Below are 26128 nucleotides of genomic sequence, written 5' to 3' on the forward strand. Positions count from 1 at the left end.
CACTAGGCTTTTAGCTCGATTGCTATCTCTCGTCATCGCTTGCCACCGCTCGTCACCAAGATTTTATAGCCTCTAGCCGCGTAGCGTCCTAGCAGCGAAGCGCTCTAGGCTTTTAGCTTAGATAGACGGCCTAAAAGTTTTTACCGACAAACAAATAGAATGCTGTTTCACCGCGATCGGTAAAACCAAAACCTAATGCTGCCGGGCCCCAGTCGGTATCAGTACCTAAATACAAACTACTGGCGTAAATCAAATCATCTAAATCGACATCATCACGATCAAACCACACATTACCAGCTTCAAGACTGGTACCTAAATACAAAGGCAAGTCGGTGATCAGTACATCACGGCCGAGATCATATTGATAAATCACGGCTCCAAACACTTTATGTGCACCAATTAAGGTGTCTTTACGGAAACCCGACAAATTCAAGAAGCCGCCTAAATCTGCCACATGCAAGGTAAAGTTACCGTCATTCTCAACAGTTGCCAGTTCCATCTTACCTACAATGGCGTGATTTCCGAGTTTCAACGCACCTTTCCAATCTGCTTCAAATTGCCATGCTAAGTCATCACTAAAAGTCGTATCGACATTGCTTAGTCCATTGTAGGATTCATCTCTTAAGTAGCTGACAAAGGTAATTCGATTACCTTCCGTCGGGAAGCTAATGCTGTTTAGGCTGTCGTAGGCCACTTTTAAATAGCCACCCGTGGAATGATAATCTAGTGAATCAACCGAGCCAAATTCACTGCTAACCCGACCATCTTCGCCGACAAAACCTAATTCGATAATACCATCTGAATCAAAGTTATAGCCGATACCTAAAACGATTTGAGCAACATTATTTTCGAGTTCTACATAACGGCTATCTTGATCAATTAAATCCCAATCTTTCATTTCATACTGGAATCGCGCTAGGCTATAAAATGTTTGATCACGGTCTAATGGTTGATAAAACTCAGTGCCGACTAACTTTTTATACCCCAGTTCTAATTCGTTACGCCACTCACCACCATTTTCAGTTAAGTCGGTCATGGTGTAAGCCAAACTGAGTGTAATAGCCGAATCTAAGGTGAAATCATCTTCCCAGTTAAAGCCTGCTTGAAAGTAATTCGGCCCCCATGATTTGGCTCTGGTGGTAATGGTTAAAATTCGGCCCTGTTCAACATCTTCAAACTCGGCATCGACACGCTCGAATTTATTCAGTGAATACACTCGATTTAACGCTAAATTTAACTCTTCTTTGGTCAGTACAACGCCTTCGGTAATCCCTAAACGCTCACGCAGTAATTTTTCACTGACTTTTGATTGATTGTCGAAAGCAATTTTATAAATGGGTTTTTTAAGCGGATCGATCCACAGTAAACTTTGTTGTAATTTATCCGCTTGATAAGCTAAATAGTCTTGCTCACTAATACCAAGCGCTTCCAGCTTCACTAACTCTAAATTGGCGGCATTTTCACCTAATTTGAGCGCTAATGGCATGATTGAAAAATCAGTGGTGCTTAGGCTATCAATGGCGGGACGAATGAGGATATCGCTAGACGTCAGTAAGGTTTTTTGGCGAGCTGTGCTCGCTTGAGTCAAAATAGTTGAAAGTTGCTCTAAAACCGCAATGGTACTGTCTAAATGTTCTTGTTTGGTCAGTGCGGAACCAATATCGACGGCAATGATGATATCTGCCCCCATGGCTTTTACCACATCGATAGGCATATTGTTGGCAATTCCGCCATCAACCAGTAAACGACCGTTAATCAATGCTGGCTGCAATGCACCTGGAACGGTGGCAGATGCTTGCATGGCTTGTACTACACTGCCGCTGGATAACACCACTGCTTCACTGGTTGCTAAATCCGTCGCCACCGCTCGGTACGGAATCGCGAGTTCATCAAAGTCACCAAACTGTTCAACTAAACCCGTGGAGTGGCGCAGTAATTGAGACATGCTTTGGCCACGTAACAAACCACTAGGTGAGGTTAAGCTATTATTGTTATAACCCACGGTCAGTGGAATATTAAACTGATCTCGTTGCTGTTTATCACGGTAGCTTAATTTATCGCGCGGAATGGTGTCTGAGTAGCCTTTAGACCACTCACCACTAAGCATTATTTCTTCTATTTGATCGGCGTTATAGCCTAACGCGTACATGCCAGCAACATAAGCACCAATACTGGTACCCGCAATGTAATCAACAGGAATATGATATTTTTCAAGTACTTTCAACACACCAATATGAGCAGCACCTTTTGCCCCGCCGCCACTCAGCACTAAGCCAATAGTGGGCCTTTCTTTAGCGGCTTTTTTTGCAGCATAGACAGGTTGCACTACTAGGCTAAAGCAAATACAGCTAGCCAAAAACCAGGTAGGTAAGTTAAGGCGCAAAATTTGTTGCATAAATCATTCCGAAAGTAAGTAAAAACAACTTATTCTAACAAAATTTAATCAATACCCATACTAATGGATAGCAGCAACAAGATTACCCTGGCATCACTAATGAACTCATCATTCATTAATCCCCATTTGTCGCTTAATATCGAGCTCAAGTTCGGCTTTGGGCATCGGCTTGGCAAAATAATATCCCTGAATAATATGACAACCACGCTTAACAACTTGTGCAAGTTGCTCAGATGTTTCAACACCTTCAGCCACGACTTCAAGCGATAGGTTACGTGCTAATCCAATAATACTGCTCACAATGGCTTGATCGGCTTGATGGTTGTCAATATGAATTAAAAACGAGCGATCTATTTTCAGAATATTGACTTGGAATGAACGTAAATACGCAAGCGACGAATAACCTGTACCAAAATCATCTATAGCAACATCAATACCTAACTGCTCTAACGCGAGTAAATGCTGGCTGGCGATAGCAATTTCTTTCATCAATACGCCTTCGGTAATTTCTACCGACAAACATTTAGCAGGCATGCCAGTTTGATGTAATGTTGCGGTTAAAAAGTCGATAAAGTCTGGCTGTCTGAAATGCATTGCAGACACATTAACCGACACTTTTATGTCGCTTTGGTATCGCTGATGCCAATCTGCACCGTCGAGACAAGCTTGAGTTAGCACCCAACGATCAATCTCAACAATCAAACCACAGGATTCTGCAATACCTATAAACACATCGGGGTTAACCATGCCATCTTTTGGGTGTTTCCAACGAATTAACGCTTCAACGCCAACAATACTATTTTGTTGGTTAACATCTATCTGAGGCTGGTAATACAATTCAAATTCATTGCACAGTATCGCTCGATGCAAATCAGCCTCTATGCGTAAGTGATATAAGGCTTCTGCATTCCGTTCTGCTGAATAATATTGAAAATTACCACGGCCCTCTTCTTTAGCATGGTACATGGCTAAATCGGCGTTTTTAATTAAGGTTTCAGGCGTTTGATCATCGCCAGACCAAATGCTAATACCAATGCTGGTCGAAATAAAAAATTCTCGACCGTATAATTTAAAAGGCGTTTCGATTTGTTTTAATAACTGTTTGGCAATGTGGTTAATGGTGTCGACGTCTTTTGCATCACGCAGCAAAATAACAAACTCATCACCACCAAAACGACACAATAAATGTTCTTCAGACAAACAAGACTGTAGTCGACTTGCAGCTTCAACGAGTAATGCATCACCCATACTGTGACCGTATGAGTCGTTAACATGTTTAAATCTGTCGAGATCTAAAAACAATAACGCTAGGGTTTCTTTGTGCTGTTTTGCTATTTCAATAACCTGGCCCAATCGGCGCGAAAACATCGCTCGATTAGCTAAGCCGGTTAACATGTCATTGTTTGCTAAGCGGCGCAGATGTAACTCATTATGCTTACGCTCAGTGATATCAGAAAACACCACCACATAATGTAATGCCGAACCATTCATATTGAACATGGTCGATACATTGATCCAAACAGGGCATCGGCTACCATCACTACAATTAAATTCACATTCTCCGGTCCAAAAGCGCTCCTTATCGAACACATCGTCCATGTCAAAAGGTTCTACGGTCTCAAACACTAAGTCGGAAAAAGGTGTGCCGGCCAAATCACTCTTTTTAGCCGCTAGAATTAAATTAGCCGCAGCATTGCTGATTTTGATGTTCTTTTTCATGTCTAATATCAACATGCCTTCGGAAGTATTTTCAAATGCTTGGGCTAATAAATTAACCTCACTTTCAAGGGTTTTTTGTTGAGTGATGTCGGTATACATCCCTGCAGCATAAATTAGTCTTCCATTGTTAAGATCTACCTCAATAGCACGGCCTTTAATTCGTAACCAATGCCACTGATGATCATGCTGATTACGATATCGATACTCGGCATCAATCATCTCGACGTTACCGTTAACAAGGTCCTGCCAAACCGATGTGATTCTCTCAACATCGTCTTGATGAATTGGGATCTCTTCTAGTTTAACGTCAATCTGCTGCTCTGGTCCTAATACACCACCGCGATTATCGAGTGACAGCACTTGTGTTGATTTATGCCACTCCCATAGGTCCGAATCGCTGCCTTTTAACGATTGACGTAGGCGTTCATCACTTTCAACCAAAGCATGATTCATTTGCTTAAACCGATGAATTTGCCGCTGTCTATATAACAATATAATGGCGGCTATCAGTAATATGCTAAAAATCAATGCGCCTTTAAATTGTTGTGAGCGCCACCAAAACTGCTTTACAGTAAATCGATATTGAAATGGCTCATTCGACCACACGCCATTTCTTTTATATAAAAGCTCAAGTGCATACGACCCAGCGCTTAAACCGGTAATATTAATCTGTGACTGGCCTTCTAATAACACGTAATTGCCAGAGTCTGCGCCATCTTTGACCAAACGATACTGTATGGTCATTGGCTTATCATCAAGGTAATCGAGCACGGCAATTTGAAAGCTAATTAAGCTGGCACCCGGTTCGACTTGCGACAATTGACTTGGAATGAGATAAACCTCGGTATTGTTTTCATAAAATACCGACACAGATTCAAGTATCACTTTGTCATTTACAGTCCGCGGCGCCAGTTTATCGAGGTCGATTAACATCGCTCCGTCTGGCGTACCCACAAAAAAGCCTTTTGCAGGGTCATAAAACTTTGCCGACTCATTAAATTCATCGGAAATAAAACCGTCTTTATGGCTAAACGAACTGACTTTACCTGTCGCCTTATTAACCTTAATAATGGCACTGGCACAGCCAACAATATGGTCTGTTTCAGTGTCCTGTAAAAAGAACACCACTTTACAATCAATCTTCCACTGTTGATCCAGCGAAATAAGCTCTTCGGTTTGAGTATTGAATTGATATATACCTTGCTGGGACGTGCCTAGCCATATAACCCCCGGCGCCACTTGCATAAGACTATTCATGGTTGGGACATTTGTAAAATCAGCAAATACATCCACTTTAGAAATATACTCACCCGCAGTGGTTAAATAGCCAAAATGTTTACTGCCACTAATCCATAAATGATCAGCATCATCCCTTAATAAGGCTTTATATAGCGTATGACTTAATGACTGCTGGCCATCTGATAAAACTTGTAACGTCAAATCAGTATTACCATCTTGCCAATAATACAATCCTTTAGTGGTGGTAAACCAAATCACATCACTCAGTAACTCGTCACGATAAATCCCAATGACGATTCTATCGTCCAGTGACTCTTTACCACCACTCCATGTCGCAAAGTCGGTACTGGCATTAGTCAATTTATTAACAACATATAAGCCACTGGTCGTGGCCAACACAAGATGCTGTGCGTTTAAAGACTCAATTCGATAAATACTGTCACTCAGTTCAAATCCTTTGGGGATTACCATGGTTGAGGTTTGGCTCTGAGTGTTAACGACAGACAAACCACCATCGGTGCCTAGCCACACCTTATCGCCTTCGCTGTATACCGACCACACCATTTCATTATCAAGTTGATAAGGCGGCTTTTTAGAATAATCTTCAATTAAAAAATGAGGTTTACCCGCTATCACCGCTAACCCATCACCAGAGCCACCAACCCACAGTAAACCTTCAGAATCCACAGCCATATCATGAATGTAATCAATATTAGCTCGCTGTTTAAGCTCGTCATGGTATACGGTTAACTTGTTGTTTTCTGGACTCCAAAAAATCAATCCTGCTCGGCTTGAAATCCACAAGTCACCATTAAGATCTTGCTCCATTTGGTCAACATAATAGGGAATCTCAGGCACAGATTGCACCGTAAGCGTTTCGGTATTGACCTTAAATAAACCTTTCGATGTCAGCATCCACACTCGTTGTTGTCTATCTTGAAACAACTTCCTGATGGAATCATTTTTATCAGACAACGAAAATAGACCAATGAAGCTACCATCGGCTTGGTGAAGTTGAAGCTCGTGATTAGTTGAAAACAAATACTGGGAATTGTGCAATTCAAGCGCATTGCGCCAAGGTAAATTATGGTCTAAAGAATGACTTGGAGATAAAGACAATTGCTGAGAAGCATCATCAAAATAATACACTTGACCAGAATAAGCGAGTATCAGCAATCGTCCATCAAGCTGACGCTGAGTTGCCGCCACGCGAATACTGTTATTGATATTAGTCGCATCATTATCTTCAGGTTTAAGCAATAAACTGAAGTGATTATCTAAAATACTGTAAAGATATAGCGAGGAATTGGTGCCAACAAGTAAATGGTCTTGGCCAGAATTAACTACTGTTGTAATCAGTTCGTCATCAAGTACCGAATCAAAACCCACTTTATCAATACGCCTTACTTTACTATTACTAACGCGATAAAGACCTTGCTGAGTCGCCAGCCAAACATAACCATAACGGTCAAAACTAATGTCTTGAATCGTCGCATTAGCTAAGCCATCTTTGGCGTTAAAGACTCGCTGAACAATGTCTGCACTGCACGCAGGCAATACAGTAAATAAAGACAATATAAAACAGCCTAGGCTCACCAATACTGCTCTGGTCATAAATTCAGTTTATCCTTTACGTGATCAAATGCAGGCAAGCCCCACACGTAGTAAAAAACAGGCTTATCATCATCGACACATTAATCATCTTGGTGTTGTGATGGATCGGTTACTAGCCAAAAAAGTTAATATCACTTATTTTTATTGTTAACGACTTGAATGCGATTTTTATAAGTAATATTAATGTTTTAACATTATTTTAGTAGGAAAGTCACCCCCGATTGAATCATTATTCGATTCGCTTTCTATTCTGCTAAATCAACATGTTGTGAAATGCCCTATAACGTAATATAACTCACACATATTAATCATTAAGACTAGCCTAAAATATCAGAAAAAAGACAAAAAAAAGCACCCCAAAATGGAATGCTTTTTTTAAGGCTATTTAGTCAGCGTTAATTACTTCTTCTTAACCGCTTTAGGGTTAGGTAAGTCAGTAATTGAACCTTCATACATTTCAGCCGCTAAGCCTACAGACTCATGCAATGTTGGGTGAGCATGAATCGTTAATGCGATATCTTCAGCATCACAACCCATTTCAATTGCTAGGCCAATTTCACCTAATAATTCACCGCCGTTAGATCCAACAATAGCACCACCGATCACGCGATGAGTCTCTTTGTCGAAAATTAACTTAGTCATACCTTCACTGCAATCTGAAGCGATTGCACGGCCGCTTGCAGCCCAAGGGAAAGTTGCGGTTTCGTAAGCAATACCTTGCTCTTTCGCTTCTTTCTCAGTTAAACCGACCCATGCTACTTCAGGATTAGTATAAGCAATTGATGGAATCACTTTAGGATCGAAGTAGTGCTTCATGCCCGAAATCACTTCCGCTGCAACATGACCTTCATGCACACCTTTATGAGCCAACATAGGCTGACCAACGATATCACCGATAGCATAAATATGCGGTACGTTAGTACGTAACTGCTTATCAACGTTAATAAAGCCACGTTCATCAACATTCACACCTGCTTTTTCAGCAGCTAAAGACTTACCATTAGGTGAACGACCAATTGCGACTAAAACAGCATCGTAACGAACAGGTTCGGCAGGTGCATTCTTGCCTTCCATTGTTACGTAAATACCGTCGTCTTTTGCTTCAACTGCGGTCACTTTAGTTTCAAGAATAAGGTTAAACTTCTTCTTGATTTGCTTAGTGAATACACGGACAACGTCTTTATCTGCAGCAGGAATAACTTGGTCAAACATTTCAACCACGTCAATTTTACTGCCTAAAGATGAATACACAGTACCCATTTCTAGACCAATAATACCGCCACCCATCACTAATAACTTACCAGGCACTTCTTTCAGTTCAAGTGCATCAGTTGAGTCCCAAATACGTGGGTCGTCATGTGGAATAAACGGTAATTTAATTGGACGTGAACCCGCTGCAATAATGGCTTGTTCAAACTGAACAACAGTCACAGTGCCATCTTCAGCAGTAACTTCTAAGCTATTAGGGCCAGTGAACTTACCAAAACCATTAACCACATCAACTTTACGCATTTTAGACATTCCGCCTAAACCGCCTGTTAATTGGCCAATGACTTTATTTTTAAAGCTACGTAATTTGTCTAAATCAATCTTTGGCTCACCAAAAACAACACCATGGTCAGCAACAATTTTGGCTTCTTCAATGACTTTTGCTACGTGCAATAGTGCTTTTGAAGGAATACAACCAACGTTTAGACACACACCACCAAGGGTACTGAAACGCTCAACAATTATGGTGTCTAAGCCTAAGTCAGCAGCACGAAACGCCGCAGAATAACCTGCTGGGCCTGCTCCTAGTACGACTACTTGAGTTTTGATTTCGTTACTCATGATTTCCTCTAATCTTGTTCATTCCGTGTGAAAGACGGATCGGCCCAAATGTCGATGTCGCCAGCTTGAAACTTACGTTTCACTTCCAATTTCTTTCAATTGTGGACTAAAAAATTGGGATGGGCGCATTTTATACTCAAATCAATTTGTTTGAAACCGATCACAATAAAAAGGTCGCTCATATGAGCGACCTTTGTGGTTATAAAATCAATGTACGAATGTCTGATAGTATCGCAGACAAGGTCACACTAAAGCGTGCAGCCATTGCGCCATCAATAACGCGATGGTCATATGACAACGATAACGGCAACATTAATTTAGGTTCAAACTCTTTACCATTCCACTTTGGCTTAATTTCAGATTTTGAAACACCTAAAATAGCCACGTCTGGGTAGTTAACAATCGGCGTAAACGCCGTACCGCCAATACCACCTAAACTTGAAATGGTAAAACAGCTACCTTGCATGTCAGCAGACTTAAGTTTGCCGTCACGAGCACGGATAGAAATGTCGGTTAACTCACGCGACAATTCAACAATGCCTTTCTTATCAACGTCACGTACCACCGGAACCATTAGGCCATTTGGCGTATCAACAGCAACACCAATGTGGAAGTACTTCTTCTGAATAAGCGACTCACCATCAGGGCTCAAACTAGAGTTAAACACTGGGAACTCAGCTAATGCTTTGGCGACAGCTTTCATCATGAACACTAGTGGAGTGATCTTGTAATCCGCTTTCTTCTTCGCGGCAAGGTCGTTCTGCTGCTTACGGAATGCTTCCATCTCAGTGATATCAGCTTCGTCAAACTGGGTGACATGTGGAATAGTTACCCAGTTGCGATGCAAGTTAGGACCAGAGATTTTCTGGATACGGCTTAGTGGTATTTCTTCCACTTCACCAAACTTACTGAAATCAACTTTAGGCGCTGCAATCACGTTTAAGCCACCAGCACCACCAGAAACCGCTGTAGCAGCAGTTGCTTTAGGGCGTGATAATTCGTATTTCACAAACGCTTGCACGTCTTCTTTCAAAATACGCGCTTTACGGCCAGTACCAGAAACCTTGGTTAAATCAACACCAAACTCACGCGCTAAGCGACGTACCGCAGGCGAAGCATGAACAACACCAGTTGACGCAGTCACTGCAGCACTTGGGTGAAACGGCACTGGTGGAGTGGATGGACGATTAGCCGCCATAGTTGGCGCGGCTGCCGCTGGAGCGGGCTCTGCTTGAGCAGGAGCAGCTTGCGCTACTGGTGCAGAGCTAGTGGTTTCAATGGTCGCAATTAAGCTACCTTGAGACACTTTATCGCCCACTTTAACCGTTAACGACACTAATTTACCGGCAAACGGTGCTGGCACTTCCATCGTAGCTTTATCTGTTTCAAGGGTAATTAACCCTTGATCGGCAGTGATTTCATCACCAACAGAAACCAACACTTCGATAATATCAACATCATTGGCGTCGCCAATATCAGGCACATGAATTTCTTGTACTTGAGTTGTCGTTGCGGCTTGTGCTGCAGGAGCCTGAGCCGCTTGAGCCGCTTGAGCAACTGGTGCAGCGGCTTGTGGTGCAGCTGCAACAGGCGCAGAACCTGCAACTTCTAGCGTGATAACCAATGAACCTTCAGACACTTTGTCGCCAACGGCCACTGTTACTGATTTAACCACACCCGCTTTAGGTGACGGTACGTCCATGGTTGCTTTATCGGTTTCTAAGGTAATTAAGCCCGTATCAACGTCAATGCTATCACCAACAGCAACTAATACTTCGATGACCGACACGTCAGTGTCTCCGCCGATATCAGGTACTTTTACTTCAATCACTTCTGAGCTACCAGCACTTGGTGCGGCAACTGGCGTCACTGGTGCAGGAGCTGCAGCTTGTGCCACTGGCGCTTCAGCTTTAGGTGCTGGCGCAGCTGCTTCGGCTTTAGCCGGTGCAGCGTTAGCTGCACTCATCATCGCAATCAAGGTACCTTCAGAAACGGTATCACCGACAGCGATTTTTAATTCTGCTAACGTACCAGCAAAAGGTGCTGGAATGTCCATGGTCGCTTTATCACTTTCAACTGTAATGATTGATGCTTCTTTTTCAAGATAATCACCAACCGCAGCACAAATTTCAATAACCTGTACTGCATCAGTATCGATGTTAGGAACCAAAACTTCTTTTAATTCAGCCATTTTGTATCCCCTTACGCGAACTGTGGGTTAATCTTGTCAGCGTCAATACCATATTCAGCGATGGCTTTAGTTAACACATCAACAGGCATTTCATTACGATCAACAAGAGACTTCAGTGCCGCAATAACAATAAACTTAGCGTCTACTTCAAAGTGATGACGTAAGTTTGCGCGGCTATCGCTACGACCAAAACCATCAGTACCAAGTACTTTATAGTCTGTCGGTACGAAAGCACGTAATTGCTCGCCGTATATCTTCATGTAGTCAGTAGCCACAATCGCTGGCGCGTCTGCAGATAATACTTGGCTAATATATGCTTGCTTAGGTTTTGCTGTTGGGTGCAACATGTTCCAACGCTCAGCAGCCTGGCCGTCACGAGTTAACTCGTTAAAGCTAGTTACACTGAATACGTCAGCGCTTACGCCAAAGTCTTTTGCTAATGCTTGTGCTGCTTTACGCACTTCTTCAAGTATCGTACCGCAACCCATTAACTGCACTTTACCTTTACCACTACCGGCAACTGTTTCAAGCTTGTAAATACCTTTGACAATACCTTCTTCGGCACCGGCTGGCATTTCTGGCTGAACATAGTTTTCGTTCATTGTGGTGAGGTAGAAGAAGATATCTTCTTGATTTTCGCCATACATACGACGAATACCATCTTGTACTACAACTGCAATTTCATAACCGTAAGTTGGATCGTAAGAGATACAGTTTGGAATAGTGTTAGCCAATACGTGGCTGTGACCATCTTGATGCTGTAAACCTTCGCCGTTCAATGTTGTACGGCCTGAAGTACCACCGACTAAGAAACCACGAGCGCGCATGTCGCCAGCAGCCCATGCCATGTCGCCAATACGTTGGAAACCAAACATAGAGTAGTAGATGTAAAACGGAATCGTTGGCATGTTATTGACTGAGTAGCTAGTTGCAGCTGACACCCAAGATGACATTGCACCTAATTCGTTAATACCTTCTTGTAACACCTGACCGGTTTTATCTTCACGGTAGTACGCCACTTGATCAGAATCTTGTGGGATATATTTTTGGCCTTCGTGAGCATAAATACCCACTTGACGGAATAAACCTTCCATACCAAAAGTACGCGCTTCATCAGGAATAATCGGCACAATACGCTTACCAATACCCTTGTCTTTCAATAACGCGGTTAATACCCGTACAAACGCCATGGTTGACGAAATTTCACGGCCATTAGAGCCTTTCAAAATCGAATCAAAAATTTTCAATGAAGGAATTTCTAACTCTTCAGTGAACTTTTCACGACGTTGCGGTAAATAACCTAATAATGCTTCACGGCGACTCTTTAAGTATTTCACTTCTTCAGAGTCTGGACCTGGGTGATAGAAAGGCAAATCTTCTAGCTGGTCATCAGGGATCGGGATATTGAAACGATCACGGAAGTAGCGAATAGATTCAGCGCCCATCTTCTTGACGTTGTGAGCGATGTTTTTACCTTCGCCTGCATCACCTAAACCGTAACCTTTAACGGTTTTAGCTAAGATAACGGTTGGGCGACCTTTAGTTTTCTGTGCATGTTCAAGTGCGGCGTAAACTTTAACAGGATCATGACCACCACGGTTTAAACGCCAAATGTCATCATCTGACATGTTAGCAACCATTTCGGCAGTTTCAGGGTACTTACCAAAGAAATGCTCACGCGTATACGCGCCGCCTTTGGCTTTACAGTTTTGGTATTCACCGTCTACGGTTTCTTCCATTAACTGTAATAATTTACCGCTAGTATCACGAGCCAATAACGGATCCCAATAGCGTCCCCAAATCACTTTAACCACTTCCCAGCCTGCGCCGCGGAATTCGCCTTCAAGTTCTTGGATAATTTTACCGTTACCACGTACAGGACCATCAAGACGCTGTAAGTTACAGTTAACGATAAAGACTAAGTTATCTAATTCTTCACGAGCAGCTAAACCAATAGCACCTAATGCTTCTGGCTCATCACACTCACCGTCGCCTAAGAAACAGTAAACAGTCTGCTTAGAACAATCTTTTAAACCACGGTCAGTTAAATACTTTAAATAGCGTGCTTGGTAAATCGCTTGAATAGGACCTAGACCCATCGATACCGTCGGGAACTGCCAGTAAGTAGGCATTAACTTAGGGTGTGGGTACGAAGAAAGTCCTTTGCCATCAACTTCTTGACGGAAGTTAGCCATTTGTTCTTCAGTAATACGCCCTTCAAGGAACGAACGCGCATAAATACCAGGTGCAATATGACCTTGGAAATACACCAAATCACCACCGTCATGCTCATTAGGCGCACGGAAGAAATGGTTAAAACACACATCGTAAATTGTCGCACTAGACGCGAAACTTGAAATATGGCCACCCAGCTCTAAATCTTTCTTAGAACCACGTAACACCATAGCCAAAGCATTCCAACGAATAATCGCCCGAATACGGCGTTCCATTTCTTGGTTGCCAGGCATGTTTGGTTCTTGCCCTGCTGGAATAGTGTTTAAATACGCAGTTGTCGCGTTATACGGTAAGTGAGTACCGTTACGGCGAGCTTTGTCGATTAATTTTTCGAGTAAAAAGTGTGCACGTTCAGGCCCTTCTTGCTCTAACACAGCTTGTAGAGCATCAACCCACTCTTGGGTTTCTGATGGGTCTAAATCTTGAAGCATATCTTCAGACATCTCGCAGTCCTTCTCTATATACGGATTATATTTCGGCTTTTTGCTGCTTGTTGACACAGCAAAAGTGTATTCTTATTCAAAGTGACAAGTGCTACACGCCGCTCTTTAAACGGCGCAAACTACGTTGCAACCGACTGTCTTCTTCCCTTACTGACAACATGACTTCTTCGATGTAGCTTAAGTGCTCATTCGAAGCTTCACGTGCAGCGTCTGGGTCCCGGCGTATAATCGCAGCCAGTAACGCGCGTCTGTGATCATTTGCCATGGTGGAAGCTTCTTCGCGTATGCTTAAAAGCTCCAGATTTTGTGCGACATTTTTGTGCAGCACAGGGGTTAAACTTAATACTAAATGCAACATAGCAACATTGTGTGACGCCTCAGCAACCGCACGATAAAAACGTACAATGGCAGCAGCTTTAGCCTCAATATTCGTCGCAGCTTCTACTTCAATAATTCGTTTTTGAATATTCTGCATATCCGAATCGGTGCCACGCAGCGCAGCATAATACGCCATCATGCCTTCTGTGGCGTGACGGAATTCGAGTAAGTCATACTGACTTTCAGAGTCGTTATGCATTAATTCAACGATAGGATCGGCAAGGCTTTGCCACAGTTGTTCTTTAACATAGGTGCCACCGCCTTGACGACGCATGAGCAACCCTTTAGCTTCTAATTTTTGAATCGCTTCACGTAAAGAAGGACGAGACACTTCAAATTGCACCGCGAGTTCGCGCTCAGGAGGTAGTTTCTGACCAGGCTGCAAACTGCCTTCTAGGATCATCCGCTCTAATTGCTCCATGATCACATCAGAAATTTTTGGCTGGTTAATCTTAATATAAGCCATGTAGCGCTCTGCTCCCTAAACAAGCAATTGTCAATTGGTCTTACCAATTAATATGAGAGAGCGCACTTTATCAAATCATACAAGCCGTGTCTAGTTATCAGCATACCGACAAAAGAACACCGCTTTGTTTAAAACGCTCAAGCCCAGAGCATAACCGATATTTATGCTTAAGGGGTCAGACCATTTACCCGAAAGTCCTAGAAACTAGAGCGCTACGCTTCTAGAGGCTATAAAATCTCAGCAGCGAAGCAGCCCTAGAATCTTAGCAGCGAAGCAGCCCTAGAATCTTAGCAGCAAAGCTGTCCTAGAATCTCAGCAGCGAAGCTGTCCTAGAATCTCAGCAGCAAAGCTGTCCTAGAATCTCAGCAGCAAAGCTGTCCTAGAATCTTAGCAGCGAAGCTGTCCTAGAATCTCAGCAGCGAAGCTGTCCTAGCAGGACGTAGTCCGCCCTAGAAGCGTAGCGCCCTAGAGTCTAACTAACAAATCCAAAAATGGTTAATACCGAAACCATGGTTAGCAGTAATACAAAGTTACGCTTACTTAATGCCAGTAATGCCAAGGTAGATTGCACACTCAACGGCGCATCTCCAACTTCAGGTAAAGACTCTGCCGCAACAGCAGTATGGGTCACTATCGTTTTAGCATCGGTATTGACACTTAAACCATATTGTCGCCAAACGCTTAACCCTGAACTAAACTGTCCACTTAACACATAACCAAAACTAAACACTCTGCTTGGCAACCAATCAAATATCATTTGTAAACGGTCGACCAATGGCATTTCAAGTTTATTCTTACTGTTGTACTCACTATAAAAGCGCACTGTACAATATAAAACTGCACCTACTGGGCCTAAAAATATCAAATACAATGCCACAGCACCGTAATAGCGGTAATTAATCCACGCCACCATTTGGCCCACTTTGCGGCCTAAATCCTGTTCGTCCACGACATCCAAATGCTCTGTAGAGTCCAACTCGCTAGCGTAACAGTAACAGGCTTGCACATCGCCGCGGCATGCCGCTTGAATATACTGTTTAAACACAATTCGTAATGTTTGGTGACTAAAGCAAATAATCGATATCAGCACCCAAAACAACAAGCTCAATAAATCAAAAAAAATGCCATCAAGCAGAAAACTGATCAACAACACTAATAAGGCAGGCAACACGATGGCAATCACCACACCGAATGGTGATTTTAGCGACTGGCTATCCCAAAACTGCTTTTGGTAACGCGTCATCACACTATCGAACTGCCAACCACTAGGCAGAAGCTTCATACGCTCAACTAGAATTGCCACTAATAATGAAAATAACGCCATGAATATCCTTTTAACTTCAATTCAGTTGTTGCTGTCGCCATTAAAGAACCGTTTTTACGTGGGCGATGGCTACAAATGCTATCAATAAATGCTATCAATAAATGCTATCAACGACAGTTATGATCACGAGATTAGCCTAAGCAATAGCAACGGCAATGGTTTGATTATATCGAGGCCAATCAAAACTAAAACCTGGGTCTGTTTTACGCCCTGGTGCGATATCACAATGGCCAACAATATTATTTACGTTAATCATAGGATACTGCGCCATTAACTCAAATGTTAACAGCATTAATTGATGATATTGCTCATCGGTATAACCACTACTATCGGTGCCTTCTAGTTCAATACCAATTGCAAAGTCGTTACAGCCCTTACGCCCGTTAAACTCAGAGATACCCGCGTGCCATGCTCTGTCATCACAACTCACATACTGCACCACTTCACCATCGCGGCGAATTAAAAAGTGTGCCGAAACTTGCAAACCTGCCAACTCAGCAAAACTGTCGTCAGCCTCAATATCTAAGCAGCCTTGAAAAAGTGCATCAATGTGCGGTAAGCCAAAACAACCCGCCGGTAAACTAATATTGTGGATCACCAACAAACTCACCTCATCTGTTGGCCGTGAATTAAAATGGGGCGAAATACACTTTCTAGCGCTGGCTAACCAACCTTGTTTTAATAAGCCTTTTGCCATATTCATCCTTTAAACATAACGACATAACCTCAACCAGAGTTAACAATAGGATTGTAAGCCAAAACGAGAATAATTGGCCTATTGGATATCAAACTTGTCATTTGCTTAGTTAACAAGGTGCTGCCACTTATCAATAGCAGTGTCAGTAGCTGGTCTATTGTAAGTCAATGCAACACAGTTAGCGGCTCAAAGGACAGTTCGACAACCGTTTATTATCCCAAACTAAGGTTATTTAACCATTCTCAATCTGAATTTAACAGTATTCAACGGCCATACCCATGCTGAAAATTGCCGACTGGGTAGTGTCAGTATCTAGCCAAGTTATGGTAATCTTTAACAAATGCATTCTGTAACAAACACTCCGTTGAATGCAGATACTGTTTAGCCTTATTACACTCTTTAGCAAGGATTTTGCTTATGTTAGAAAACGACATCCGTCATGCAGTGCAAACAGCGCTTGATGAAGACCTAGGTCACACAGCCCATAATACCATTCACGACATGCTCAATGCTGATATTACCGCTCAGCTTATCCCTGCAGACAAACACGTTTCCGGCGCGTTAATCACCCGTGAAGATGGGGTGTTTTGCGGTAAAGCGTGGGCAGAGCAAGTATTTAATCAACTGGGCAGTGAAGTCGTGCTGCATTGGCATGTTGATGACGGTGACTTAATTGTAGCCAATCAATTGTTATGCGAACTATCTGGCCCAGCACGCGCTATTTTAACTGGCGAACGTACAGCAATGAACTTCATTCAAACCTTATCAGGGGTAGCCAGCTTAACAAAATTGTACGTTAATAAACTTGCAGGTACCCATACTCAATTACTCGACACCCGCAAAACTATCCCAGGTCTTCGCACCGCCCAAAAGTACGCAGTAACCTGCGGTGGCGGCAAAAACCATCGCATTGGTTTATTCGATGCCTTCTTAATCAAAGAAAACCATATAATGGCTTGCGGCGGCATCTCACAAGCCATTACAGCAGCGCGCGCTTTAGATGGTAACAAGCCAGTAGAAGTGGAAGTAGAGTCTCTTGATGAGCTCACCCAAGCACTTGATGGCGGAGCCGATATCATTATGCTCGACAACTTTGACGTCACCATGATGGTCGATGCAGTCAGTCTTAATAATCGTTATAAAGATCAAGCTAAAGGCGCAAAATTAGAAGTTTCAGGCAATGTCACGTTAGACACCCTAGCCACCTTTGCACAAACTGGCGTTGATTATATTTCGGTAGGTGCCCTGACTAAGCATGTCAAAGCATTAGATTTATCATTGAGATTAAAGGCTTAATACTTAGATCTGATAGGTTCTAGAGCGGACTGCTAGAGTCGCAGCGCTACTAGAACCTAGCCTTGAGGCTTTTAGCTCGCATGTCATCGCTTGTCCCCCGCTTGCTACCTCTCGTCACCGTATCTCATCGCTTGTCACCGCTTGCTACCTCTCGTCACCGTACCTCATCACTTGCCATCGCTTGCTATCTTTCGTCACCGTATCTCATCGCTTGCCCCCGCTTGCTATCTTTCGTCACCGTATGTCACCGCTTGTTGCTAAGATTTTATAGCATCTAGCAGCGTAGCGCTCTCGAATCTAGGCTTTCTGCAAATTCAAATCTGCCATCAGAAAAAGCGCCAACAAACCGACATTGTTGCATTTTTGTCAAATAATTTTTCCTCTATGCCTAGCACGTCAAAAAACATATAGGGTATAATGTGCGGAAAATGTGAAAGCAGAGCCTTTTTAGACATTTATTTTTAATTTGTATCATAAAACTATTCCTTTTTTAGACCGTTTATACTAACGTCTAATGTAGGCGAGTTGGCCTTTCGGCCATGTACTGCAATACTAAAGTTGCAAAAAACGTCTATGCTTTATCAATCACGTAACATTGATTCAACAGCTTGTTAGTGATATTAATATTACCGATTAATAAAACGAGCGTTTACACTAGCATTGCAGCTCAGCCGAAATGCAATACTGACACAATAAAGTAAGTAGCTTGTTGCTATCTATAAGTGATGGAATTTACAGTCCAATGGATAACAATCATAGCAATGGCTAAACTATAAAACTTGTTATACTGAAAATGTTTCATAGGTTTAGCCCTCTAAAGCACATTTTAGAAAAAAGAATTAACAAACCTTGTCATCATGGACACATAAAACTTAAATCATTGCACACAATGTTATAAGTAATATGCACAAGCGACGACATAAACGACATCGTGACAATTAATGTCACATATTTGTGTCTGTAAGGCCTTAGGCATATGGATTGCCATTTAGCACACTCAACTATAAACAAGTGTGCTAAAACTCTAGGATTGAAACTGCCACAGCCTATTTTACGGAGAGAAAAATGAAAGGTATTAACCAAATCAAAAACGTTAAGGGTTTCACTCTTATCGAATTAATGATCGTAGTAGCAATTATCGGTATTCTTGCTGCAATCGCATTGCCTGCATATCAAGATTACACTGGTAAGGCTCAAGCCTCCGAAGCAGTCTCACTGGCTGCTGCTGCTAAAACAGAAATAGCAAGTTTTTATCAAAGCGAAGGAAACTATCCAACGACAGCTTCAACGCCGAAAGCTGCTGACTTAGCTGTTACCGGAACTTATGGAACACTAGCCGTTACGCCTATTACCGGTGCAATTATAGTAACAATGAATAGTACTGGAGTAACAGCTGATTTAAGAGGCAAAAAAATTACAATGACCCCTTCTATAGCTAACGGTGCATTTAAATGGACTTGTACAACAGATATAGTAAAGAAAAACTTAAACCCTAAAAATTGTACTTAATTTGAGTAAATTTAATAAAAAGGCAGCCTTATGCTGCCTTTTTTGTTACGTTTTCATATTGAATTCTATAAAGAGAAATTAGATGTCAACTACTGCTCTTAATTTAGGTTTATCAACACTATTTATACGTAAAGGTCTTCTTAGTGAAGAGCAAGTTTCGACTTCAATTTCTTATTCGCGTAAACATAAGCAACCTTTAGTCACTACGATCATCCACTCAAAATTACTTTCTGCACGTGAAATAGCTGAGTTATGCTACGAAGAATATGGAACTCCACTGCTTGACTTAAATGAGTTTGATGTAAGTAATATTACTGAAGAATTATTAAACAAAAAACTAATAGAAAAACATAAATGCTTACCACTGTTTAAACGCGGAAATCGTCTTTATATCGCCACCTCTGATCCAACCAATATTGCAGCCCTTGAAGATTTTCAATTTAGCTTAGGTTTACATGCTGAAGCAATTTTAGTTGAAGATGATAAACTGCTCAAAATACTCGAAAAGATCATCGAAGATGATATTTCAGGACTTGATTTAGCTGGTGCTGACGAAGAAGTATTGGCCAATATGGAAATCACCGATACAGATAGACGCGACGAACCTACTGGTGATAGTAGTGATGATGCGCCTATCGTAATCTATATTAATAAGATTCTCACCGATGCTATTCGTAAAGGGGCCTCAGATTTACATTTCGAGCCTTACGAAAAGCGCTATCGCATCCGCTTTCGTATCGACGGCATCTTGCATGAAGTATCTGAACCACCAGTCAATCTCTCCAACCGGATTTCGGCCCGTTTAAAAGTCATGTCAAAACTCGATATCGCAGAACGCCGGGTGCCACAAGATGGCCGCATTAAAATGAAGCTGTCGCGTACCAAATCCATCGATTTTCGTGTCAGTAGCTTGCCGACCATTTGGGGCGAGAAAATCGTAATGCGTATTTTAGATTCATCTTCCGCGCAGCTGGGGATTGAAAAGCTCGGTTATGAAGATGATCAACGTTTGTTATATGAAGAGATGCTCGCTAAACCCCAAGGGATGATTTTAGTTACCGGCCCGACTGGTTCAGGGAAAACCGTCTCACTGTATACCGGTCTCAATATTCTTAATACAGAAGAGCGTAATATTTCTACCGCCGAAGATCCTGTTGAAATAAACCTCGAAGGTGTTAATCAGGTCCACATTAATTTAAAAGCCGGTTTAACCTTCGCTTCTGCTCTACGTTCATTCTTACGTCAAGATCCCGATGTGGTGATGGTCGGAGAAATTCGCGATTTAGAAACCGCCGAAATTGCCATTAAAGCAGCCCAAACCGGTCACTTAGTGTTATCGACACTGCATACCAACTCGGCTGCAGAAACCTTAACCCGCTTAATAAACATGGGTGTGCCCGGCTACAATATTGCCAGCTCAGTCAATTTAATTATTGCCCAACGACTAGCTAGACGTTTATGCCCAGCATGTAAACACGAAGAGACAATTCCTGTTGTTGAAATGCAACGCTTAGGCTTTAGTGAAGCCAATATCGCAAAAGGTTTTACGGTATTTAAACCGGTTGGCTGCGAGCTATGCTCAGGTGGTTATAAAGGCCGAGTCGGCATATACGAAGTAATGAAAATGAGCGATGAAATAGCGCGAACGATTATGGAAGGCGGCAACTCACTCCAAATAGCCACCCTAGCCAAGCAGCAAGGAATGCGCGATTTACGTCAATCTGGGCTGCTTAAAGTCATCCACGGCGTAACCAGTATTGCTGAAATTAACCGTGTCACTAGCTTTTAAGACATCTACTTGTAAAATCAGTTGTAGCAAATAAACTATGTAATTAATTATTATCTATTAACAATAAAGATTTAACGTGGATGAAACGAAATAATAAAAGGATTGGCTAAATGGCCACAGCAACAGTAAAAAGAAAGGCTAAGGCGAAGAAAACAACTAAGCACCAACCAAAAGTGTTTACTTACCAATGGAAGGGCGTGAATCGTGATGGCCAACGTACTTCTGGTGAGTTGAAAGGTTCCACGATTGCTGAAATTCGCAGTGTGCTAAAAGCTCAAGGTGTTACTCCTAAAGGAGTTCGTAAAAAGTCAGCACCTTTATTTAAGTCTGAAAAAAGCATTACCGCAATGGATATTGCGATGATCACCCGCCAAATTGCCACTATGCTTGCTGCTGGTGTCCCTTTAGTCACAACCCTAGAGCTTCTAGGTCGCGGCCATGAAAAAGCTAAAGTTCGAGAATTACTCGGAACGATTTTATCCGATGTCCAATCAGGTATTCCGCTTTCTGATGCATTAAGACCGCACCGACGCTATTTTGACGATTTATATGTCGATTTGGTTGCAGCTGGCGAGCACTCAGGCTCACTCGATGCGGTATTTGATCGCATAGCAATATATAGAGAAAAAGCCGAACAGCTAAAATCAAAAATAAAAAAAGCCATGTTTTATCCAGCGGCGGTAGTGGTAGTTGCGATCTTAGTAACATCACTCCTGTTATTATTTGTAGTACCCCAATTTGAGGATATTTTTAGTGGCTTCGGGGCTGAACTGCCAGCATTTACTCAACTTATTATCGGGATTTCACGCTGGTTACAAGCATCTTGGTATTTCTTTGTACTAGCTATTATTATCAGCATCTGGCTGTTTAAACGAGCACATCGAACCTCCCAAAGTTTTCGCGACAGAATCGATGTATTAGTTCTAAAAATACCTGCGATTGGTGATATTCTCCACAAAGCAGCTATGTCACGTTTTGCCCGTACCTTATCAACCACCTTTGCCGCTGGAGTGCCATTAATAGATGGTTTAGAGTCTGCCGCTGGCGCATCTGGTAACTTCGTTTATCGTAAAGCACTGTTAAAAGTCCGCCAGGAAGTGATGGCGGGTATGCAAATGAATGTCGCTATGCGCACCACAGGTTTATTCCCAGATATGCTGATTCAAATGGTCATGATTGGTGAAGAATCCGGCGGCTTAGATGAAATGCTTAATAAAGTCGCGAACATATACGAAATGCAAGTTGATGATGCGGTAGATGGTCTATCAAGCTTAATTGAACCAATCATGATGGTGGTAATAGGGACTTTAGTCGGTGGCCTTATTATCGGTATGTATTTACCTATCTTCCAAATGGGTAATATCGTTTAATACATATTAAATAACTCTCAAAATAAAAAGAAAAAATGACTGAATTTATCACAACTTTTATAACAACAATGACTCAATACCCTTGGGTCTTTGTTGCGATTAGCTTTATTTTTGCTGCCACCATTGGCAGCTTTCTCAACGTCGTGATCCACCGTTTACCGGTGATGATGAAACGTGAATGGCAAAGCGAATGTAACTTTTATCTCAACGAATATCATCCTGACATAGTTAAACAAGTAGGCAGTGAGCGTTTACAGAAAGCCATTGATCCCTTTCCGAAAAAGTACAATCTGGTAGTGCCAGGTTCTGCCTGCCCTAAATGCAAAGCCAATATAAAGCCTTGGCATAATCTACCAATATTAGGTTGGATGATGCTTAAGGGTAAATGTGCCGATTGCAAAACCAGCATTTCAAGTCGCTATCCCATTATTGAACTGTTAACCGGTGTATTAGTTGCCGCATTAGCCTGGCATTTTGGCCCTACATGGCAATTTGTGTATGCCAGTATTTTAACGTTTGTGTTAGTGGCGTTAACAGGCATCGATTTGGATGAAATGCTGTTACCAGACCAACTCACGTTACCAATCCTGTGGTTAGGATTAATCATTAACCTTAAAGGCATTTATACCAGTCCTGAAGACGCTATTATTGGCGCTGCTGCAGGGTATTTAAGTTTATGGTCGGTATTCTGGTTATTTAAATTAGTCACTGGCAAAGAAGGCATGGGATACGGTGACTTTAAACTATTAGCCGTTTTCGGTGCTTGGTTAGGCTGGCAAATGCTGCCATTAATTATCTTACTGTCTTCACTCGTAGGTGCTGTAGTGGGTATAACCATGATTATGACTAAACAACTTAATAAAGGTAACCCAATCCCTTTTGGTCCTTATATTGCTGCTGCAGGCTGGATAGCGTTAGTATGGGGACATGAGATTCTTAATTGGTATCTTAGTACGTTATGAGATTAAACAAGTATGTTGTAGGGTTAACAGGCGGCATAGCCAGTGGTAAAACCACCGTGGCTAACTTATTTGCAGAATATGGCATAGACTTAGTGGATGCCGATGTTATTGCCCGAGAGGTGGTATCAATAGGTTCTGATGGACTCAAAGCAATAGTGCAACACTTTGGTCAGTCACTGCTATTAACCGATGGTAGCCTTGATAGAGCAGCTCTACGAGCAAAGGTATTCGATAATCCTCAACAACGTTTATGGCTTAATAATTTACTCCATCCAATGATCCGCCAAAAGATGCTCAACCAAGTGCAAGCATCGGTTTCTGCATATGTAATAATGGTAGTACCCTTGCTATTTGAGAATCATTTAGATAGTTTAGTTAATACTACTTTGGTTGTAGATATAGCACCAGAGTTACAGATTTCAAGGACGATGCAACGTGATGGTGTCAGTAAAGAACAAGTAGAGCATATTCTGGCGAGTCAAATGACTCGAGAGCAACGACTTGCTAAAGCTGATAACATTATTGATAATCAAGGAGAATATGAGCTGTTGCGCAGTCAAGTACTTCGTCTGCATCAACAATACTTACAACAGGCAGCCGATTTAGAAACTAACGTCAATGACTGATTTAATTTATGAACAACCATTAAATGAAAAAATACGCAGTTATTTACGTATAGAAAACCTTGCCCTACAGTTGCAACAGCATGCCGAACAAGATAACCAACATCAATGTTTTAGCCCTTTATTTGCTCTTGCCGAACTAACTGAACGATGTGATTATCGCACCGATATTTTAAAAGATATTGAAAAACAGATTCAGATAATTTCTCATTGGCGTGCCCACTCAAATGTAGATAATGCTCAAGTGGATCAACTCACCCAAAGACTTATCGCGCTAAAATTACCACTGCAAGCACAAGAAAGAATTGGCTGTAGCCTTAAACAAGACAAATTTATCTCTGCATTACGACAGCGCTTCAACATGACTGGCGCATACTGTAATTTCGACTTTCCACAGCTGCACTTTTGGCTTGGCAAAGACTGGCAACATCGACAGCAAGATATCAAAAGTTGGCTTATTCAATACCAGCCTCTACTCGCCCCGATCACATTACTTCTGGAACTGATTCGAACGACAGCAGATTTTGGTTTATGCCAAGCTCCAGTGGGTTTCTACCAAGGTAACTCAGTTCAACCTCTGTCATTAATTCGAGTACAAATAAATTCCAATCAAAACTGTTATCCTACCATCAGCGGCAATCGAAATCGTTATGCCATTCATTTTGTAGATTTCGATTTACATCGTCATACCAGTGAAACTGTTGAGTTCTCACTAGCAACCTGCACATAAACACTTTAACATCACTAGTAATATAAATAACCAAGAATGATTATGCCTTTAACAGTAGTAAACTGCCCAATTTGCAGAACCAAAGTTGAATGGAAAGACGAATCCCTATTTAAACCTTTTTGCAGCGAACGCTGTAAATTGATCGATCTTGGCGACTGGGCTAGTGAGAAGCATGCTATTCCGGTTAAGCACGATATAGACCTAGATCTGTTGGATGATGCTGGTTTTGATGAAGGTGACTTCTTTAAACAATAAGTTCAAATTATAAAGGGGCAAACATGCAAAAAAGAATTCATGTCGCTGTTGGTGTCATCATTAATCAAGATAGGCACATTTTACTGGCTAAAAGGCTCGGACACCTTCATCAAGGTGGAAAGTGGGAATTCCCAGGCGGTAAGGTAGAAATTAATGAAACGGTTACTGAAGCGTTAATTAGAGAACTCAAAGAGGAAGTTAATCTTGATGTAGCTAATTCAACTCCCTTCATGGACATCAGTCATGATTATCCAGATAAACACGTCAGACTTGATATTCATTTAATTACTGAATTTTCAAACCAAGCGAAAGGTATGGAGCAGCAACAAATTGAATGGGTGCCGATACATAGTATTGCAGAATACAACTTCCCAGAAGCCAATCAGCCTATCGTAGAAAAGATATTAGCTGAACTCTGAAATTGTCCCTCCCCATTTAAATACCGATCTAAAAAATAAGTCCATTGCTAATAAAGTAATGGCCTTAAAACAGATATTTTCCTGCCTTGAAAAAATTCACAAATACTCCTTCTCTATCAATATTCATTTGAGCATTACATAGCGCCGTAATTAACCGTTGCTTAGTCATTTTAAAACGTTAAGTCGATAAAAAAGTGGTCATAGTTATAACGACTATATGACTATATCAATAGCCGAAATGGCAGCCTAAACACGTGCCCCGGTTTGGAGTGCAAATTTAATTGACCAGATCAATTCTTGATTATCCCCGAAGGTGATGCGTGTGTATATCGTTTGCACTATGATGGATGCTATCAACCACCATACTCTCAAATTTTGGACACAAAAAAGCCCGCTACATTATAGCGGGCTGTTTCGCGACTATTGCAAGTCCATCAGGCCCCTGGAAATGACCTACTCACACATGGGCATATTCGACAAACTGCTGTCATGTTTTGGCCAATAACAAACTCTACACTATAAATTGCAGACGTAAAAAAGCCCGTTACGTTAGTAACGGGCTTATCACTACTCTTTCGAGTCAATTAGGCGCCTGGAAATGACCTACTCTCGCATGGGGAGACCCCAAACTACCATCGGCGATA

The 26128-nt window shown here is 41.9% G+C and carries 17 protein-coding genes; 9 read left to right on the top strand and 8 right to left on the bottom strand.

Annotated elements, in window-relative coordinates; all coding sequences use genetic code 11:
• Window positions 1-130 precede the first annotated feature (130 nt).
• The 8 genes from AAEY98_RS21385 to ampD form a co-directional block, all read right to left on the bottom strand.
• Window positions 131-2395, bottom strand: coding sequence for a patatin-like phospholipase family protein (locus AAEY98_RS21385; protein ID WP_101087715.1), 2265 nt, complete (start codon window positions 2393-2395; stop codon window positions 131-133).
• Between the two features lie 108 nt (window positions 2396-2503).
• Window positions 2504-6967 (bottom strand): EAL domain-containing protein, encoded by a 4464-nt coding sequence (locus AAEY98_RS21390; protein WP_351019551.1) that lies wholly within the window; start codon window positions 6965-6967, stop codon window positions 2504-2506.
• Between the two features lie 399 nt (window positions 6968-7366).
• The gene (lpdA, locus tag AAEY98_RS21395; protein WP_101087717.1) at window positions 7367-8797 is read right to left on the bottom strand and encodes a dihydrolipoyl dehydrogenase; all 1431 of its coding nucleotides are present in this window, start codon (window positions 8795-8797) and stop codon (window positions 7367-7369) included.
• 199 nt (window positions 8798-8996) lie between these two features.
• Window positions 8997-10988 carry a dihydrolipoyllysine-residue acetyltransferase gene (gene aceF, locus AAEY98_RS21400; protein ID WP_351019554.1) on the bottom strand — a complete coding sequence of 664 codons (1992 nt, stop codon included), beginning with the start codon at window positions 10986-10988 and terminating at the stop codon, window positions 8997-8999.
• A gap of 11 nt (window positions 10989-10999) precedes the next feature.
• Window positions 11000-13666 (bottom strand): pyruvate dehydrogenase (acetyl-transferring), homodimeric type, encoded by a 2667-nt coding sequence (gene aceE, locus AAEY98_RS21405; protein ID WP_101087719.1) that lies wholly within the window; start codon window positions 13664-13666, stop codon window positions 11000-11002.
• 91 nt (window positions 13667-13757) lie between these two features.
• Complete coding sequence (gene pdhR, locus AAEY98_RS21410; RefSeq protein ID WP_101087720.1) at window positions 13758-14510, bottom strand: pyruvate dehydrogenase complex transcriptional repressor PdhR; 753 nt, start codon at window positions 14508-14510, stop codon at window positions 13758-13760.
• A gap of 472 nt (window positions 14511-14982) precedes the next feature.
• On the bottom strand, window positions 14983-15834 hold the full coding sequence (gene ampE / locus AAEY98_RS21415; RefSeq protein ID WP_162024076.1) for a beta-lactamase regulator AmpE: 852 nt from the start codon (window positions 15832-15834) through the stop codon (window positions 14983-14985).
• A 136-nt stretch (window positions 15835-15970) separates the two neighbouring features.
• Window positions 15971-16531: a 1,6-anhydro-N-acetylmuramyl-L-alanine amidase AmpD gene (ampD, locus tag AAEY98_RS21420; protein WP_351019559.1), complete on the bottom strand. Its 561-nt coding sequence runs from the start codon at window positions 16529-16531 to the stop codon at window positions 15971-15973.
• A 417-nt stretch (window positions 16532-16948) separates the two neighbouring features.
• On the opposite strand from ampD, the gene nadC reads away from it, so the two are divergent.
• The 9 genes from nadC (at window position 16949) to mutT (ending at window position 25484) form a co-directional block, all read left to right on the top strand.
• Entirely contained in the window at window positions 16949-17827 is an 879-nt protein-coding gene (nadC, locus tag AAEY98_RS21425; protein ID WP_101087723.1) for a carboxylating nicotinate-nucleotide diphosphorylase, read from the top strand.
• Window positions 17828-18892: 1065 nt separating this feature from the next.
• Window positions 18893-19336: a pilin gene (locus AAEY98_RS21430; protein ID WP_351019562.1), complete on the top strand. Its 444-nt coding sequence runs from the start codon at window positions 18893-18895 to the stop codon at window positions 19334-19336.
• 82 nt (window positions 19337-19418) lie between these two features.
• Complete coding sequence (gene pilB, locus AAEY98_RS21435; RefSeq protein ID WP_351019565.1) at window positions 19419-21125, top strand: type IV-A pilus assembly ATPase PilB; 1707 nt, start codon at window positions 19419-19421, stop codon at window positions 21123-21125.
• Between the two features lie 110 nt (window positions 21126-21235).
• A complete protein-coding gene (locus AAEY98_RS21440) occupies window positions 21236-22495 on the top strand; it encodes a type II secretion system F family protein (protein WP_351019567.1) in 1260 nt (419 codons plus the stop codon).
• 35 nt (window positions 22496-22530) lie between these two features.
• On the top strand, window positions 22531-23457 hold the full coding sequence (locus AAEY98_RS21445) for a prepilin peptidase (protein ID WP_351019570.1): 927 nt from the start codon (window positions 22531-22533) through the stop codon (window positions 23455-23457).
• Window positions 23454-24083 carry a dephospho-CoA kinase gene (gene coaE, locus AAEY98_RS21450; RefSeq protein ID WP_351019573.1) on the top strand — a complete coding sequence of 210 codons (630 nt, stop codon included), beginning with the start codon at window positions 23454-23456 and terminating at the stop codon, window positions 24081-24083. The genes AAEY98_RS21445 and coaE overlap by 4 nt, the downstream gene beginning before the upstream one ends.
• Window positions 24076-24810 carry a cell division protein ZapD gene (gene zapD, locus AAEY98_RS21455; protein ID WP_350998497.1) on the top strand — a complete coding sequence of 245 codons (735 nt, stop codon included), beginning with the start codon at window positions 24076-24078 and terminating at the stop codon, window positions 24808-24810. The genes coaE and zapD overlap by 8 nt, the downstream gene beginning before the upstream one ends.
• A 42-nt stretch (window positions 24811-24852) precedes the next feature.
• Window positions 24853-25065, top strand: coding sequence for a DNA gyrase inhibitor YacG (gene yacG / locus AAEY98_RS21460; protein ID WP_351019576.1), 213 nt, complete (start codon window positions 24853-24855; stop codon window positions 25063-25065).
• Window positions 25066-25088: 23 nt separating this feature from the next.
• Complete coding sequence (gene mutT, locus AAEY98_RS21465) at window positions 25089-25484, top strand: 8-oxo-dGTP diphosphatase MutT (RefSeq protein ID WP_351019579.1); 396 nt, start codon at window positions 25089-25091, stop codon at window positions 25482-25484.
• The last annotated feature ends 644 nt before the right edge of the window (window positions 25485-26128 follow it).

Origin of the sequence: Shewanella sp. AC91-MNA-CIBAN-0169 (genome assembly GCF_040310165.1) — a bacterium.
GTDB lineage: Bacteria > Pseudomonadota > Gammaproteobacteria > Enterobacterales > Shewanellaceae > Shewanella.

Coding starts and splice junctions, on each gene's coding strand:
- AAEY98_RS21385 (WP_101087715.1), bottom strand. CDS start 2,395: ATGCAACAAATTTTGCGCCTTAACTTACCTACCTGGTTTTTGGCTAGC.
- AAEY98_RS21390 (WP_351019551.1), bottom strand. CDS start 6,967: ATGACCAGAGCAGTATTGGTGAGCCTAGGCTGTTTTATATTGTCTTTA.
- lpdA (WP_101087717.1), bottom strand. CDS start 8,797: ATGAGTAACGAAATCAAAACTCAAGTAGTCGTACTAGGAGCAGGCCCA.
- aceF (WP_351019554.1), bottom strand. CDS start 10,988: ATGGCTGAATTAAAAGAAGTTTTGGTTCCTAACATCGATACTGATGCA.
- aceE (WP_101087719.1), bottom strand. CDS start 13,666: ATGTCTGAAGATATGCTTCAAGATTTAGACCCATCAGAAACCCAAGAG.
- pdhR (WP_101087720.1), bottom strand. CDS start 14,510: ATGGCTTATATTAAGATTAACCAGCCAAAAATTTCTGATGTGATCATG.
- ampE (WP_162024076.1), bottom strand. CDS start 15,834: ATGGCGTTATTTTCATTATTAGTGGCAATTCTAGTTGAGCGTATGAAG.
- ampD (WP_351019559.1), bottom strand. CDS start 16,531: ATGGCAAAAGGCTTATTAAAACAAGGTTGGTTAGCCAGCGCTAGAAAG.
- nadC (WP_101087723.1), top strand. CDS start 16,949: ATGTTAGAAAACGACATCCGTCATGCAGTGCAAACAGCGCTTGATGAA.
- AAEY98_RS21430 (WP_351019562.1), top strand. CDS start 18,893: ATGAAAGGTATTAACCAAATCAAAAACGTTAAGGGTTTCACTCTTATC.
- pilB (WP_351019565.1), top strand. CDS start 19,419: ATGTCAACTACTGCTCTTAATTTAGGTTTATCAACACTATTTATACGT.
- AAEY98_RS21440 (WP_351019567.1), top strand. CDS start 21,236: ATGGCCACAGCAACAGTAAAAAGAAAGGCTAAGGCGAAGAAAACAACT.
- AAEY98_RS21445 (WP_351019570.1), top strand. CDS start 22,531: ATGACTGAATTTATCACAACTTTTATAACAACAATGACTCAATACCCT.
- coaE (WP_351019573.1), top strand. CDS start 23,454: ATGAGATTAAACAAGTATGTTGTAGGGTTAACAGGCGGCATAGCCAGT.
- zapD (WP_350998497.1), top strand. CDS start 24,076: ATGACTGATTTAATTTATGAACAACCATTAAATGAAAAAATACGCAGT.
- yacG (WP_351019576.1), top strand. CDS start 24,853: ATGCCTTTAACAGTAGTAAACTGCCCAATTTGCAGAACCAAAGTTGAA.
- mutT (WP_351019579.1), top strand. CDS start 25,089: ATGCAAAAAAGAATTCATGTCGCTGTTGGTGTCATCATTAATCAAGAT.